Annotated in this window: 18 protein-coding genes; 11 read left to right on the top strand and 7 right to left on the bottom strand. The window is 61.7% G+C overall.

Annotated features, from left to right (window positions below; all coding sequences use genetic code 11):
* Window positions 1-212 precede the first annotated feature (212 nt).
* From ACTJKM_RS11695 to folE, 3 genes are all read right to left on the bottom strand, one after another.
* On the bottom strand, window positions 213-1,178 hold the full coding sequence (locus ACTJKM_RS11695) for a patatin-like phospholipase family protein (protein ID WP_057255619.1): 966 nt from the start codon (window positions 1,176-1,178) through the stop codon (window positions 213-215).
* Window positions 1,179-1,576: 398 nt separating this feature from the next.
* Window positions 1,577-2,029: a phosphoribosyl-AMP cyclohydrolase gene (hisI, locus tag ACTJKM_RS11690; RefSeq protein ID WP_058320553.1), complete on the bottom strand. Its 453-nt coding sequence runs from the start codon at window positions 2,027-2,029 to the stop codon at window positions 1,577-1,579.
* 24 nt (window positions 2,030-2,053) lie between these two features.
* Window positions 2,054-2,671 carry a GTP cyclohydrolase I FolE gene (gene folE, locus ACTJKM_RS11685; protein ID WP_057255621.1) on the bottom strand — a complete coding sequence of 206 codons (618 nt, stop codon included), beginning with the start codon at window positions 2,669-2,671 and terminating at the stop codon, window positions 2,054-2,056.
* Between the two features lie 340 nt (window positions 2,672-3,011).
* On the opposite strand from folE, the gene ACTJKM_RS11680 reads away from it, so the two are divergent.
* The 6 genes from ACTJKM_RS11680 (at window position 3,012) to ACTJKM_RS11655 (ending at window position 7,935) form a co-directional block, all read left to right on the top strand.
* Window positions 3,012-3,458, top strand: a complete 447-nt coding sequence (locus ACTJKM_RS11680; RefSeq protein WP_057255622.1) for an iron-sulfur cluster assembly scaffold protein — start codon at window positions 3,012-3,014, stop codon at window positions 3,456-3,458.
* Window position 3,459: 1 nt separating this feature from the next.
* Entirely contained in the window at window positions 3,460-3,834 is a 375-nt protein-coding gene (gene yidD / locus ACTJKM_RS11675) for a membrane protein insertion efficiency factor YidD (protein WP_440660356.1), read from the top strand.
* A complete protein-coding gene (locus ACTJKM_RS11670; protein ID WP_058328553.1) occupies window positions 3,831-4,259 on the top strand; it encodes a DUF2267 domain-containing protein in 429 nt (142 codons plus the stop codon). Before yidD ends, ACTJKM_RS11670 begins: the two co-directional genes overlap by 4 nt.
* 11 nt (window positions 4,260-4,270) lie before the next feature.
* Window positions 4,271-4,810: a DUF1697 domain-containing protein gene (locus tag ACTJKM_RS11665; RefSeq protein WP_057255625.1), complete on the top strand. Its 540-nt coding sequence runs from the start codon at window positions 4,271-4,273 to the stop codon at window positions 4,808-4,810.
* Window positions 4,811-5,033: 223 nt separating this feature from the next.
* A complete protein-coding gene (thrS, locus tag ACTJKM_RS11660) occupies window positions 5,034-7,016 on the top strand; it encodes a threonine--tRNA ligase (RefSeq protein WP_057255626.1) in 1,983 nt (660 codons plus the stop codon).
* Window positions 7,017-7,095: 79 nt separating this feature from the next.
* Window positions 7,096-7,935 carry a lysophospholipid acyltransferase family protein gene (locus tag ACTJKM_RS11655; protein ID WP_058328570.1) on the top strand — a complete coding sequence of 280 codons (840 nt, stop codon included), beginning with the start codon at window positions 7,096-7,098 and terminating at the stop codon, window positions 7,933-7,935.
* 34 nt (window positions 7,936-7,969) lie between these two features.
* Here the strand turns inward: ACTJKM_RS11655 and ACTJKM_RS11650 are convergent, their stop codons facing one another.
* Window positions 7,970-8,980: a hypothetical protein gene (locus ACTJKM_RS11650; protein WP_058328554.1), complete on the bottom strand. Its 1,011-nt coding sequence runs from the start codon at window positions 8,978-8,980 to the stop codon at window positions 7,970-7,972.
* 100 nt (window positions 8,981-9,080) lie between these two features.
* Here ACTJKM_RS11650 and ACTJKM_RS11645 point away from each other — a divergent pair, with 100 nt between their 5' ends.
* Window positions 9,081-9,665: a nitroreductase family protein gene (locus tag ACTJKM_RS11645; protein ID WP_057255628.1), complete on the top strand. Its 585-nt coding sequence runs from the start codon at window positions 9,081-9,083 to the stop codon at window positions 9,663-9,665.
* Complete coding sequence (locus ACTJKM_RS11640) at window positions 9,665-10,267, top strand: flavin reductase family protein (protein WP_057255629.1); 603 nt, start codon at window positions 9,665-9,667, stop codon at window positions 10,265-10,267. Before ACTJKM_RS11645 ends, ACTJKM_RS11640 begins: the two co-directional genes overlap by 1 nt.
* Before the next feature lie 27 nt (window positions 10,268-10,294).
* Here the strand turns inward: ACTJKM_RS11640 and ACTJKM_RS11635 are convergent, their stop codons facing one another.
* Window positions 10,295-10,933 carry a hypothetical protein gene (locus tag ACTJKM_RS11635; protein ID WP_058328555.1) on the bottom strand — a complete coding sequence of 213 codons (639 nt, stop codon included), beginning with the start codon at window positions 10,931-10,933 and terminating at the stop codon, window positions 10,295-10,297.
* Between the two features lie 137 nt (window positions 10,934-11,070).
* On the opposite strand from ACTJKM_RS11635, the gene ACTJKM_RS11630 reads away from it, so the two are divergent.
* Entirely contained in the window at window positions 11,071-12,204 is a 1,134-nt protein-coding gene (locus tag ACTJKM_RS11630; protein WP_440660353.1) for a DUF2336 domain-containing protein, read from the top strand.
* 2 nt (window positions 12,205-12,206) lie between these two features.
* Here ACTJKM_RS11630 and ACTJKM_RS11625 read toward each other — a convergent pair whose 3' ends face one another.
* The gene (locus tag ACTJKM_RS11625; protein ID WP_156436953.1) at window positions 12,207-12,353 is read right to left on the bottom strand and encodes a hypothetical protein; all 147 of its coding nucleotides are present in this window, start codon (window positions 12,351-12,353) and stop codon (window positions 12,207-12,209) included.
* A 15-nt stretch (window positions 12,354-12,368) separates the two neighbouring features.
* Here ACTJKM_RS11625 and ACTJKM_RS11620 point away from each other — a divergent pair, with 15 nt between their 5' ends.
* A complete protein-coding gene (locus tag ACTJKM_RS11620) occupies window positions 12,369-13,310 on the top strand; it encodes an NAD-dependent epimerase/dehydratase family protein (protein WP_245296193.1) in 942 nt (313 codons plus the stop codon).
* A 9-nt stretch (window positions 13,311-13,319) separates the two neighbouring features.
* Here ACTJKM_RS11620 and ACTJKM_RS11615 read toward each other — a convergent pair whose 3' ends face one another.
* Entirely contained in the window at window positions 13,320-13,733 is a 414-nt protein-coding gene (locus tag ACTJKM_RS11615; protein ID WP_057255632.1) for a hypothetical protein, read from the bottom strand.
* 227 nt (window positions 13,734-13,960) lie between these two features.
* Here ACTJKM_RS11615 and ACTJKM_RS11610 point away from each other — a divergent pair, with 227 nt between their 5' ends.
* Window positions 13,961-14,431 carry a GNAT family N-acetyltransferase gene (locus ACTJKM_RS11610; protein ID WP_058328557.1) on the top strand — a complete coding sequence of 157 codons (471 nt, stop codon included), beginning with the start codon at window positions 13,961-13,963 and terminating at the stop codon, window positions 14,429-14,431.
* The last annotated feature ends 76 nt before the right edge of the window (window positions 14,432-14,507 follow it).

The raw sequence follows: 14,507 nt of genomic DNA, 5'->3' as shown, positions 1-14,507 counted from the left end.
GATTTAAGGACAAAGACATGCAGAAAATCAAAGTGCTGCAGCGACCTTTGCGTGTCTGATAAGGCGCGCGGCGCTGTAGCGATCGGGCGGCAAGGTCTTATGGCGCGATGCGGCCTGCTTGCGGTTCGCGACGCATTCCCCGTAATGGGACAACGACCCCGCGCACAATCGCTGCGCGGATAACCCGCAACAGATCGACGGAAGATCGCTCGTCAGCGCACGAGGGCGTCCTGCATCCGGCGGATCTCCACGAGCTTGGCCTTCGCTTCGTGGTAGCCTCGGTCGATCGCCTCACCTGCACGGTGAAACTCCGATAGGCCGATATCGTTGAGCTTGGGGTGCAAAGCCAGGTCCGGAGGGTCGCCGGCAAGACGAGCACGGGAAATACGATCCTGGATGATGTTGAAGGCCTGAACCATCACGCCGGTCATGCCGAGGCGGGAGTGAAGGGTCGCTTCCTTTTCCTGCGCCGGGGCATCCGGCGTCCCCATGCCGGCGCTGTGTTTGACGACGGCTGAGCGGCCATAGAGCTCGTAGTTGAGGTTCACGGCGACGACGAGCTGCTGCTCGTGAGCGCGGCAGACAGAGACCGGGACGGGGTTGACGAGCGCGCCGTCGATGAGCGTGCGTCCGTTCGCCTTGATCGGCTCGAAGATGCCGGGCAAGGCGTAGGAAGCGCGGATCGCGGTGATGAGCGATCCTTTTTCGAGCCAAACCTCATGCCCACTATGCACTTCGGTCGCAACGGCAATGAATGGCCTGTCGAGGCTTTCGATGCTAAGTCCCTGCAGATGCTCCTGCATGCGCTTGGTCAGCCTCAGTCCGCCAAAGAGACCGCCGCCGCCAATAGCGAAATCGAGCAGTCCCGCAATCCGCCGGACGGTGAGGGAGCGTGCGAAGGTCTCGAGTTCGTCGAGCTTGCCGGCAAGATAGCAACCGCCGACGAGCGCGCCGATCGAGGTGCCCGCAATCATGCCAACTTCGATGCCTTCTTCGTCGAGCGCTCGCAGCACGCCGATATGGGCCCAGCCGCGCGCGGCGCCGCCCCCAAGGGCAATTGCGATCTTCGGTCTCTGCGGAGGTGTCGCAGGTTCTGGTGGTGTTGTTGAAATCGATGTGCCGTCCGGGCCGGACAGATCTGCAATCTGGTTGCTACGCGTAAAAGTCCAATTCAACATCCGGCACCTCCAACACCGCCGAATACTCCGCAGCGCGACACGTCGATGAAGATGCGCGAAGGTCGCTGTGGTAATTCACGACTGACTTAACTTTCAGGGATCGGATTCGATCCTGAAGGAACGCAATTTCTTGCACGCGTCCTGGGGAGGCTCCGCCAAGCCGGCGCAGGTGCCGGCCTCGTCCTGTCCATTGCTGAAAGACTGGCACCGTTCTTAGGTATATCACCGATCCCGTCGCCGATTGCGGCAGGATCGATAAACATTGGATACAGTTTGCAATACAGCCGGGAACGTTGCCGTTCCTTCGTAGCGCCGCATCCTTGCCAAAGGATTAGGCGCTCGCTTGGTTTCCAAAAGATAAATATAGCATGTGCCCGCACCAAAAAGATGCGCGATGCTTAATTTTTATCATAGATTTCTGCGGGGTCGAAGTGCCTATGGTCGTCGGTGATTTCGACCATGGCCTTGCCGTTTTCGGCGCCGACCGTGCGGTAGAAGCAGGACCGGCGGCCGGTATGGCAGGTGGCGTCGTGACCGGCGACGGACACTTTCAACCAGATCGCATCCTGGTCGCAATCGGTGCGGATCTCCTTGACCGTCTGCAGGTTGCCGGAGCTTTCGCCCTTCTTCCAGAGGCTCTTGCGCGAACGGCTGTAATAGTGCGCGACACCCGTCTCGATCGTCAAAGCCAGGGCCTCGGCGTTCATGTGGGCGACCATCAAAAGCTCACCGTCCCGCGCATCCGTGACGACAGCCGTGATCAGCCCCTTTTCATCGAAGCGCGGGGTGAAGGCCGGACCGGTTTCCAGTTCAGCCTTGTTGGAGGAGGGAGCGTCGAAGGTGAGCGTCATGGAAAGGCTCCGTCTGTCGGAGCCTTACTTAAAGCCCCTGAGCATCGTCATGAACCGGGCCTGTTCAGCCGGTTCCGTCTGGAACGTACCCGTAAATGTGGTGGTGAGCGTTGTCGAGCCTTGCTTCTGCACGCCACGCATCGCCATGCACATATGTTCGGCTTCGATCATCACCGCGACGCCGCGCGGGGCAAGCGTTTCGTCGATCGCCTTGGCGATCTGCGCCGTCATCGATTCCTGCGTCTGCAGCCGGCGGCCATAGATATCGACCACCCGGGCGATCTTGGAAAGGCCGAGCACGCGGCCATTCGGCAGATAGGCGACATGCGCTTTGCCGATGATCGGCACCATGTGATGCTCGCAATGCGAATAGAACGGGATGTCCTTGACGAGCACCATGTCGTCGTAACCGGCGACTTCCTCGAAGGTCCGTCCGAGTACGTCTTCGGCAGCGAGATCATAGCCGCTGAAAAGCTCGCGGTAGGACTTGGCGACGCGCGCCGGCGTGTCCAGCAGCCCTTCGCGTTCCGGATCTTCACCGGCCCAGCGCAGGAGAACGCGCACGGCTTCCTCGGCCTCCTTCTGGGTCGGGCGGCCGCTCGCATCGTCGAGCACGGGAAAATTCTTCACTATGGCGTCCATAATGGCCTCTTTTAGCAATACGGGATTGCTTGACGTTTTATCTTTCGGACAACTCGCCACTGGCCATTCGCCTAACCCTGCAGGCTTGGGTTCCGTTGGCGGGCTCCGGGGCTTTCCGGTCCTGGCTTAGCAGTGCACTGGACCTTCCGGCACGGTTTCCCAAACAACAGGCGACATTGTTCCTCTTGCGGAACTGTCGCCCCAACACGACATAGCATATAGTATGGTGCCACAGAGATGAAAGAGGCGGAGCGTGTCGCGTCGTGCTTTTTTCCTGCCTACCGGAGAAAATCATGCGTCGATCACTCAAAACCGCGAAAAATCAGCCGGATCGCGTCAAATGATGGATGACATCTACAACAGCCGAATTCTCGAATTTGCCGGCAATATTCCGCGCATCGGAACGATTGCCGACGCCGACGCGGACGCGACCGCGCACTCGAAGCTCTGTGGTTCGAAAGTGCATATCTGGCTGAAGATGGACGGCGACGTGGTCACCGATTTTGCCCATGACGTGAAGGCCTGCGCGCTTGGCCAAGCCTCGTCCTCGATCATGGCGCGCCATGTCGTCGGCGCCGGCGCGGAAGAAATCCGACAGGCGCGCGCGGACATGCTGGCCATGTTGAAGGCGGACGGCGAGGGCCCATCCGGGCGCTTCGAGGATATGCGCTTCCTGCGTCCGGTGAAGGATTACAAGGCGCGTCACGCGTCGACGATGCTGACCTTTGATGCCGTCGTCGATGCCATCGAGCAGATCGAGGCCAAGCGACTGCTCGCGGCCGTCTGACATGTGCGGCGAACCGAATTGTCGGCATACGCCGGACAACGGTGCGAAGCCTGCAGTGCGTGGCCGAAACTGGGATGGTCCGTTTCGCAAGACGCCGGGGCGGCTGATCGGGATGGCGCTGATCCGTATCTATCAGCTCACGCTTTCGAGCTTCATCGGCAATTCGTGCCGGCACCTGCCGACCTGTTCGGAATACGGCTATGAGGCAATCGCCCGCCATGGCTTCTGGGCCGGAGGGTGGATGACGCTGTTTCGCGTGGCGCGCTGCGGTCCGGGCGGAACGCACGGCTTCGATCCGGTTCCGGAATGGCTTGAACCTCGCCTGACCTGGTACACGCCGTGGCGCTACTGGCGGCCGCGGCCGAAGGCTGGATGACCACCATGACCATGCCGATGGAATACCGTCAGGCCTCCGAGGATTTCGAGCGTTTCATCGTCGACGCGCGCGACCTTGCCGGGCTGCAGACGACGAACCAGGCCTACACGATGGTGCAGGCCGTGCTGCAGACGTTTCGGCGGCGGCTGGAGCTGGAGGATGCCATCCTGTTCGCGGATGTCTTGCCGCCGGTGCTGCGCGCGATTTTCGTGGCCGAATGGGACCTCGAAGAGCCGAGGGTCCCGTTTTCGGGCCGCATCGCCATGACCCGCGAGGTGCAGTCGCTGCGGCCGGATCACAATATTTCCCCCGACAGCGCCATTGCCGACGTGGCTGGCGCCTTGCGTCGCAACCTCGATGAGGTGAAGCTCGACCGGGTTCTTGCCCGGCTTCCGGCAGGCGCTGCCGATTTCTGGCGAGCCTGAAGGGAGGGTGGATGAACAGCTACGTTGCCTTGCTTTACAGCATTGTTCTTGGTGCCGGGCGACGTGTCGTGATGGTCGATCTCAGAGAGATGGCCGAAGGCCTCGGCTATCGCTCGCCGCGAACCCTGGTTGCGACAGGCAATCTCGTGTTCGAGACCGGACAAACGTCCATCGGCGACTTAGAATCGCCGCTTGAGAAGGCCTTCTCCGAGACATTCGGTCGGCATGTCGACATCATTGTTCGTTCCGGTGCCGGTTGGCTGAAGCTCGCGGCATCCAATCCATTTCACGACGAAGGCGAAGAGGATGCCACGCGCGTGCATGTCCGCGTGATGCGCGACCCGCTCACCGAACCCGCGCTCGAAGGACTTCAGCGTTACTGCGTCGCTGGGGAACGTCTGGCAATCGTTGACGGCGATCTCTGGGTGCATTTTCCCGGCAAGGCCAGCAAATCGAAACTGCTGGGTGCAATGACGACCAAGCGTTTGGGCATCGGGACGTTTCGCAACTGGAACACCGTCAAGGGGCTCGCCGAGATGCTGCGCGGCTAGGCTCTGTCGCAGCCTTCGCCTTTACTCACTTTCGAAAACCCTTTATCAGGCTACGGCGTGTTTTCCTGGGTCGTCTCGGCCTAGGGCAAAACATGCGGCAATCCAAAGCACTACAGCGACCTTTGCGCGTCTGACGGATGCGACGCTGTATCGTCAATTCACCGGTCGTTTCCGGTCAACCATACCACCCGCATTCGTTGGCGGGACTGGATAGGAGATCATCATGTCGAATCCTGTTTCCCTTACATTTCCAGATGGCTCGGTGCGCGAATATCCTTTCGGCACGACCGGCCGCGACGTGGCAGAATCGATTTCGAAATCGCTCGCCAAGAAGGCGGTCGCGATTGCGCTCGACGACGAGCTGCGCGACCTGTCCGATCCGGTGACCAATGGCCGGCTCGAGATCGTCGTGCGCGACGACAAGCGTTCGCTTGAGCTTATCCGTCACGATGCCGCACACGTGATGGCCGAGGCCGTGCAGGAACTGTGGCCGGGAACGCAGGTGACTATCGGTCCGGTCATCGACAATGGCTTCTACTACGACTTCGCCCGCAACGAGCCCTTCACGCCGGATGATCTGCCGCTCATCGAAAAGCGGATGAAGGAGATCATCGCCCGCAACAAGCCTTTCACCAAGGAAGTCTGGTCGCGCGAAAAGGCACGGCAGGTCTTTGCCGACAAGGGCGAGGCCTACAAGGTCGAGCTCGTCGATGCGATCCCCGAGGGACAGGATCTCAAGATCTATTACCAGGGCGACTGGTTCGATCTTTGCCGCGGTCCGCACATGGCCTCGACCGGTCAAATCGGCACCGCCTTCAAGCTGATGAAGGTGGCCGGCGCCTATTGGCGTGGCGACAGCAACAACGCGATGCTGACCCGCATCTACGGCACCGCCTGGCACACCCAGGAAGAGCTGGACCAGTATCTCCACGTGCTCGCCGAGGCCGAGAAGCGCGATCACCGCCGCCTTGGCCGCGAAATGGACCTGTTCCATTTCCAGGAAGAGGGTCCGGGCGTCGTCTTCTGGCACGGCAAGGGCTGGCGCATGTTCCAGACGCTGACGGCCTATATGCGCCGTCGGCTTGCGAACACCTACCAGGAAGTCAATGCGCCGCAGGTGCTCGACAAGTCGCTGTGGGAAACCTCGGGTCACTGGGGTTGGTACCGCGACAACATGTTCAAGGTGACGGTTGCCGGCGATGAAACCGACGACGATCGCGTCTTCGCGCTGAAGCCGATGAACTGCCCGGGCCATATCCAGATCTTCAAGCATGGCCTGAAGTCCTACCGCGAGCTTCCGGTTCGCCTGGCCGAATTCGGCAACGTTCACCGCTACGAGCCCTCCGGTGCTCTACACGGCCTGATGCGCGTGCGCGGCTTTACCCAGGACGATGCCCACGTCTTCTGCACCGACGAGCAGATGGCGGCTGAATGCCTGCGCATCAACGACCTCATCCTCTCGGTCTACGAGGACTTCGGCTTCAAGGAAGTGGTGGTCAAACTCTCCACCCGTCCGGACAAGCGCGTCGGCTCCGACGAGCTGTGGGATCGCGCCGAAAGCGTGATGATGGACGTGTTGAAGACGATCGAGGCGCAGTCGGAAGGCCGCATCAAGACTGGCATCCTGCCGGGCGAGGGCGCTTTCTACGGTCCGAAGTTCGAATACACGCTGAAGGACGCGATCGGCCGCGAATGGCAGTGCGGCACGACCCAGGTCGACTTCAACCTGCCAGAGCGGTTCGGTGCCTTCTATATCGACAAGGAATCGGAAAAGCGCCAGCCGGTGATGATCCACCGCGCCATCTGCGGTTCGATGGAGCGCTTCCTCGGGATCTTGATCGAGAACTTCGCCGGCCACATGCCGCTTTGGGTTTCGCCGCTGCAAGTGGTGGTCGCAACGATCACCTCGGAAGCCGACGACTATGGTCGCGAGGTTGCCGAGCTCCTGCGTGACGCCGGCCTCACCGTCGAGACCGACTTCCGCAACGAGAAGATCAACTACAAGGTCCGCGAACATTCGGTGACCAAGGTTCCGGTCATCGTCGTTTGCGGCAAGCGCGAAGCCGAAGAGCGTTCGGTCAACATCCGCCGTCTCGGCTCCCAGGCCCAGACCGCGATGTCGCTCGACGAGGCAATTTCCTCGCTCGCCTTCGAGGCGATGGCGCCGGATCTCAAGCGCAAGGCGGAAAAGAAAGCCCGGGGTTGAACCCCCGGGCACTTGCTTTGTCAGCAAACTGTCATATTAGCGGAATATCCGGATAAGATCATATCCATCGGAGATGTCCGTGCAGTTCAAAGAGCTGTCCTACGCCAATGAAAACGACCGGCGCCTGAAGCGCTGGTTCATTCGCTCCATCGAAGGTCTGTCGGGTCGCAATCGCTACGCAAAGCTTTACACGCGCTGGCGGTCCGACATCGTCGGCAAGAGCGATCGGGTCTTCGGCGAGATGCTGCAGCTCATCGATGTGAAGTTGCGAACCCAGGGTGAGTGGCCGCCGCGGCACTTGCCCGACACGCCGATCGTCATCATCGCCAATCATCCCTTCGGCATCGGCGACGGCATCGCTGTGCTGGCGCTTGCCGAACAGCTCGGCCGCCCGTTCCGTGTGCTCATCAACAACGAACTGCTGAAGGTGCCAGAAATGGCGCCCTATTCCTTGCCGGTGTCGTTCGAGGAGACGAAGGAGGCGCTCGCGGTCAACATGGCGACACGCCATGAGGCGCTGCGCCTGCTGAAGGAAGGTGTGACGATCGTGATCTTTCCCGCCGGCGGTGTGGCGACCGCGCCGAAGGGTTTCGGCCGCGCCGAGGACCTGCCCTGGAAGATCTTTCCGGCGAAGCTGATCCAGGCTGCGCGGGCGAGCGTCATCCCGATCTACTTCGAGGGACAGAACGGTCCCTTTTTCCACCTGGCGAGCAAGATTTCACTGACGTTGAGGCTGTCGCTGCTGATCCGCGAGTTCCGCCGTCTGTCCGGCACGACGATCGCAGCGCGCATCGGCCGTGTGCTGACGCCGGAGGACCTCGGTGCCTGTGGCGATCGCAAGGATTTGCTGGCCCGCATCTATGAAGCGGTCTTCTCCATGGCGCCGCCGCGCCGGCGGTTCATGAGACGGGTAGGCTGACGTAGCGTCAGTTGGTTGATGCTGGAAGAAGATCCTAGTCGGCCGCGTCGGAGATTGCGCCCGGATTGGTACTCGCGTCGTTGCCGCCGCTGCTGAGCAGCACTTCCACATCCGTGTTGACGCCGGCCTTCACGGTGAAGTCGCGTTCGTAGATCTTGTCCTTGTAGCGTGCGACGGCGGAGTAGCTGCCTTCGAGCAGAACCAGCGTCGGGAAGGCGCCGTTTTCTTCGTCCACCGTGTCGCCCGCGGACGTCAGGATCGTCCATGCGGTGTTGGCAATCGCCTCGCCGCCGGGCTCGGAGACGAGCTTGAGCGTCAGCTTGGCGGCGCGATGCTGGATGGTCGCTTCCGTCAGCTTGCCGGCTTCAACCTGGATGTCGGCGGCCGTCGAGGCGTTGGTGGCACCGTAACTCGAGGTCACATGATAGGTTCCGGCACCGAGTCGGATCACCGTATTCGGCTTCACATCCGACATGATGAGCGCCCGTTCGCCGTCGCTCTTGGTATCGGCAGAATAGACGGAGAAGCTGAGTTCGGCCGGTGGTATGCGCACATCGCTGCCGGAGACGGCGTTCAGCTTGATGCCGCCCGCATCCAGGACCAGAACCTGCTTTTCGAGCGTGCCTTCCTGGGGAACGCGGATCTTGCGTGTCGCGGACGCACGTCCGAAGGAAACGTTGACGAAATAATCGCCCGGCACGACGTTGAACGCCGTCGATCCACCTTCCGACGTTGCAAGAAGCGGCAGCTTGCCGTCGCTTCCGGGGATCGGGCTGAACACGCGCCAGGTCAGGCCGGCCTCGACGGGGGCGCCTTTCTCAGTGAGCAGCGCTTCGAGCTTGACATCCCTCAAGGTACCGTCGGCGATCGGATCCGTCGTCATTGGGCTGAAGCCCGTAAGCTTCGGCATCTTGCGCGAGCCGGCGATCGAAGGAAAGCTCTCGAAGGCCTGCGTTGCATCCTCAGCAAGCACGCTTCCTGCAGCAGCGCCGGCGACAAGGATCGCGAGTCCGGTTCTGAGGAAAATACGAGAGCATGCACGCATGAGAGCAGTTGACTTCCTGACTGAGTGACTCCACTTGGGACGCCGATATGGCATTTTCGTGGCTGCCGATGCTGCGGCAAATTAGTGGAATTCATCCGACATGAAAACCGAAATTAAGCTTGTTGATTATCTCGCGTCCCGTCGCTCGATCCCCGCATTCCAGATGGGCGAACCCGGCCCCAGCAAGGCCGAGGTCGAGGAGATGTTGAAGCTCGCCTCCCGCGTCCCGGACCACGGCAAGCTCGCACCCTGGCGCTTTATCGTCTACCGCGGTGAGGAGCGGGCGCGCATCAGCGCCGAGCTGAAGGCGATGGCGCTCGCAGTGAAGCCCGATCTCTCGGAAGAAATGATCAAGGTCGAGGAAACGCGGCTGACGCGGGCGCCGGTCGTGGTCGCCGTGGTCAGCACGGCTGCGCCGCACTTCAAGATTCCGGAATGGGAGCAACAGATGTCTGCCGGTGCCGTGTGCCTCAACCTGCTGATGGCCGCAAACGCACTTGGCTACGCCTCCAACTGGCTGACCGAATGGTTTGCCTTCGACGAGCGCGCCTATCCCTTGCTGGGCGTCAAGCCGGGTGAGAAGCCAGCCGGCTTCATTCATATCGGCACTGCGATGGTGCCGCCGACGGAGCGGCCGAGGCCCGAGCTTGAAGAGATCGTCACCTGGGTTGGCGAGGGCGCCTGATGTTCTACGATACGGCCTCGAATCGTCACGGCTTGCCGCATGACCCCTTCAAGGCCATCGTCTCGCCGCGGCCGATCGGTTGGATCGGCACGCGTGGGCGCGACGGTTCGCATAACCTCGCGCCCTATTCTTTCTTCAATGCCATCAGTGATCGGCCGAAGCTCGTGATGTTCTCATCGAGCGGCTACAAGGATTCGGTCCGCAACATCGAAGCAACCGGTGAGTTCACGGCGAGCTTCGCCAGCCGCAGTCTTGCCGAGGCTGTGAACAAGACGTCAATTCCCGCGCCGCACGGTGAGAGTGAATTCGAGATCGCCGGGCTCACGCCAGTCGACGGCACTCTGGTGAAGGCGCCGTTCGTCGGTGAGGCCTTTGCTGCGCTCGAGTGCCGGATGACGGAGATGTTTCAACCGAAGGGCCTGGATGGCGAAGTGTCCGACAACTATGTCGTCATCGGCCAGGTCGTCGGCATTCATATCCGCGAGGAAGCAATCCGCGATGGCCGCTTCGACATGGCGACGGTCAGGCCGCTCGCCCGTCTCGGCTACATGGACTATTGCGACGGCGGCGACGTCTTCCAGATGACACGCCCGACCCTCTGAGATCAGCGACTTTGCGCGCCTGATAGGTCACGTGTTGCTTACGATCGTTGCCTGTTCGATCGAGTTGCAAACGACCGAGGCAAAGCCGTTGTCCCGGCTCAGTGAATGCGCCCACCGTGTCGCGGCTTCGTCGGGGGTGGCAGCAGGTAGCACCTCATAGGCGGGCACACCAGCTTCGCACGCCCTCAGGACCACATATGCTCGTCCGGCAAGGATCGGCGCTGCGACGCGTTGATGGGGAGCGCTGGTCGGCTCCAGACAGCCAAGGGACTTGGCCAACGCTGCACCGTTGAAGATCAGCGCTTCCAGGCGGGACGACGAACCTGTCAGCGGATTGGGCGATAACAGGCCTCCCGGCGAGCCGCCGTATTCCGCATAGATCCGAATACGGTTGGGCGCGGTACCGTTGGCGGCTTCCGCAACCCGCAACATCACGTCGAGCCGTTGTATGTCGGCGCGCCCGCGGCATCCGGAAAGCACGATACCGTCGACACCGCTATCGAGCAGCCGTTTCAACGCGTCTTCGCTGAAGCGTTCCAGCGGTTCGATGCGCGCAAGAAGGGCGAAGCTGCGGCCTGCCAAACGCGCCATGCTGCGCACTATTTCTGTGTCACAACCGATATCCATGATGACACCGGCGAGCGCATTGAGCACAGCGACGTCCATGGCCGGAGCCGTACCATTAACGATCAGCAGCGGCCTCATGGTTTGGGAGCGGTTAACAGACATGGTGAACCAATCTTAAACCTTTGCCGGCTAGGGTTTGAACATCGGTGGCATTGGCGTGGTCTAGTGGGGCGTAGGTGATCATACAAGCATTTCTTCGCTGGGTGGAAACGGCGAGAACGGGTGAACGCACCCGCGCCGCCAGTGCGCTCGGTCGCGCCTATGTCGATGCGCAGATGAATGGCCTCGATCGCCGCGCCGCTGAGATGGCGATGACCTTCCTGCTCGACGATCCGTCGCCGAAGGTTCGGCGTGCACTCGCTGATGCGCTTTGTGGCTGCTCGTCCGTTCCGCGCGGCATCATTCTCGGCCTTGCCGAAGACCAGCCGGAAATTGCTTATGTCGTCATATCCCGTTCGCCTGTCTTGAGCGACGAGGACCTGGTCGATCTTGCTGCCAGGGGAACGCTCGAGACGCGTGCGCTGATCGCGGCGCGGAGCTTCGTCTCCCGTGCCGTGTGCGCTGCAATCGCCGAAATCGGCGGTGAGGAAGAAATTCTGATCCTCCTGGAAAACGCCGGCGCCAACCTGTCGCGCCGATCGTTGAAACGCATTGCCGAGCGTCTCGGCTGCTTCGCGGCCGTGCGCGACCTGTTGCTTGCTCGGCCGGACCTGCCAAGCGATGCCCGCCACGCGCTCGTTGAAGAGGTCGGTGCGGCACTGGCCGCCTTCGGCCTCGTGCAGATGGCGATCGGCGAAGCCCGTGTCCAGCGGATCACGCGGGAAGCCTGCGATATCGCCGCCGTCGGCATGGCCGGCACGCTGGCGGTGGAGGAGTTGCCGGGCCTCGTGGTGCATCTGCGTGAGACCGGCCGGTTGACCCCAGCCTTCCTGCTGCACGTGCTGGTGACCGGCCGTGCGGAGTTTTTCTCGGCCGCGATCGTCGATCTCTCCGGCGTTTGCGAGAAGCGCGTGCGCTCCATCCTGTCCGGCGGTCGCGTTCATTCGATCCGTGCTCTGTTTGAGAGCGCCGGCCTCGGCCACGATGTCAGCGAAACCTTTGCTGCGGCCGTGCTTCTCTGGCGCCAGGACACTTCAGCTGGAAACGACAGCACGGCTTCCGTCTCCACAGCGTTGCTCGCGCGGCTGCGGAATGAGCGCCCGTCAGCGATCAACACCGCGATGATCGACCTGCTCGAACGCCTGTCATTTGCCGAGGAGCGGCAGTCGGCTCGCAATTATGCGGAACTTGCGGCGCGGCAGGCCGCCTGACTTCAATTGCGGCGGATTGTATCCGCGACGTCTCCACCCAATTCTGCCGGCGGCCCGATGATTGCGGGTTCGCGGTCAATGAGGAACTGACGCATGAACGTGAGGGCCGACGTGCTGTAACCGGCATAGGCGGCTTTGTCGGGCGTCACGTCGCGCTCCTCCTGTTGCGGCGGGGCTACGACGTACGCGGCACCGTTCGGGACCTGGCGCGCGCAGAGGAGATCGAACGATCGATCCGCGCCGCCGGCGGCACGGAAGCGGCCAAACTCAGTTTTGCTGAAGCGCACCTGCTGGGGGAAAAAGGCTGGGCCGATGCCTTCACTGGCGTTTCCTATGTCATGCACACCGCATCGCCGTTTCCGGCGCGTCTGCCTGCCGACGAGGTCGATCTGATCGGACCAGCGCGGGACGGCACGCTGCGCGTTCTGAAAGCCGCCCGGTCGGCTGGCGTTCGCCGCGTCGTTCTAACCTCTTCGATTGCCGTCATCTACGGGGCCGGTCGTGCGCCATACACCGAGGACGACTGGACCGATCCGCAATCGCCGCTGGCGACGCCCTACTATCGCTCGAAGACCTTTGCGGAACACGCGGCATGGGACTATGCGGCTGGAAAAGGGCTTGAGTTGGTGGTCATCAATCCAGGCATGGTCCTCGGGCCGCTGCTCGGGCGCGAGATCGGCACCTCTGTTGCTGTGGTTCGAAACCTCCTGAAAGGCAGGTATCCCGCTCTGCCGAAGTTCAGCGTACCCGTCGTCGATGTTCGTGACGTCGCCGATGCCCATCTAAGGGCAATGACCGTTGCCGATGAGGCGGGCGAGCGGTTTCTGATCGCTGGAGAGACGTTGTCTCTTGCCGACATCGCGTCCGTCCTGCGCCGTGCGTTTCCGGCGCATGCCGCCAAGCTGCCTACGTTCATTCTGCCGAACTGGCTGGCAGGCTTGGCAGCTCCCTTTGACGCCGGCTTGCGCCTGATCATCCGGGAGTTGGGACGCGACTCCCGCATTTCCAACGAGAAGGCGCGTCGCGTTCTGGGCTGGCAGCCGCGAACCGCAGAGGAGGCGGTGATGGCCAGCGCCGAAAGCCTGATCGGCACTGGTCTGGTGTGAGCGTGCCCGCTAGTTGGTGAAGCGGCGAGCGACCCAGGAATAGCCGTCTTCGATGTAGTGCACCGGCTTTGTGACGATGGTCTTGAGCTTCTCCCGGTCCGGCATGGCGCCGGACAGGAAAGCCAGCGTCCGTTTCGGCAGGTTTTGTTCCGGCTCCGGTTCCGTCACCTGCGAGGGCGGCATCTGGCTCTGTTGCGAGCCGGCCGGTGGTGGGGTGAGGTCGGCAAGGGCGGGGCCGGAGGTTTCGCAAACCGCGACGACGACCGGATAGTTGGCGTTCGAGAACTTCGGTAGTTGCGCCTGCGAGTCCGTGTCGCATTGGGCGATCGACGGCCATGTGCCGTTGACCGTCGAGATGTACTGGCATTGGCTGACATCGTGGTCGCAGCCGAGAATGGTCATGACAATCAGCGCCGCTTGCATGGTGATCCTGTCGGTCCCTGGAGGTTGTGATGCGATCAACCTATGCCTGTGCGATTCTCCCCGAAATAGGGCGGCGTTGCAGGTGATAGGGAACAAATTGTTTCAGCCCGTTAGCCGGATTGATAGGGTAGCACCGGGCGCGCCTGCGTCATTTGACGTATTGGCTGGCGGTACGGGTGGCACTAACGTCCGGCCGCAAACAGTTAAAATCGACAAGGACGAAACAATTGCCTGCCGTAACCATAGCCCTGGAGCAGCCACGCCAAGCGCAGGTCGTGCGTCTGCTGGAACTCTCCGACGCCTATGCCGCTTCGCTCTATCCCGCCGAAAGCAACCACATGGTCGACCTTTCGAGCCTGGAGCAGCCGGGGGTTTCCTTCTTTGTGGCGCGGCGTGACGACAACATCGTCGGTTGCTGCGCCCTGGTAGAGGCCGGCGACGGTACGGCTGAGATCAAGCGTATGTTCGTCGATCCGGAGGCGAGGGGGCTGAGGCTCGGCAAGCTGCTGTTGCAGGCACTGGAAGCGCGCGCAGGTGAACTCGGCTACACGGCAATTCGCCTCGAAACCGGCATCTATCAGCCCGAAGCGATCGGACTTTACAAGGCGGCCGGCTATATCGAGCGTCCGCCCTTTGGTGACTATCAGCCGGATCCGCTCAGCCTGTTCATGGAAAAGCCTGTTCGCCAAGCGGCATGATCTCGCCACGCCGAGTGGTCCCGTGAGCTGAAAATCAAAACGGCGGCGCGAGGGCCGCCGTTCTCAAAATTGATTG

This window comes from Ensifer sp. 22460, assembly GCF_052044935.1.
Taxonomy (GTDB): Bacteria; Pseudomonadota; Alphaproteobacteria; order Rhizobiales; family Rhizobiaceae; genus Ensifer.
Note: the sequence above shows the minus strand (reverse complement) of the source record. Positions and strands in the feature narration are given on the sequence as shown.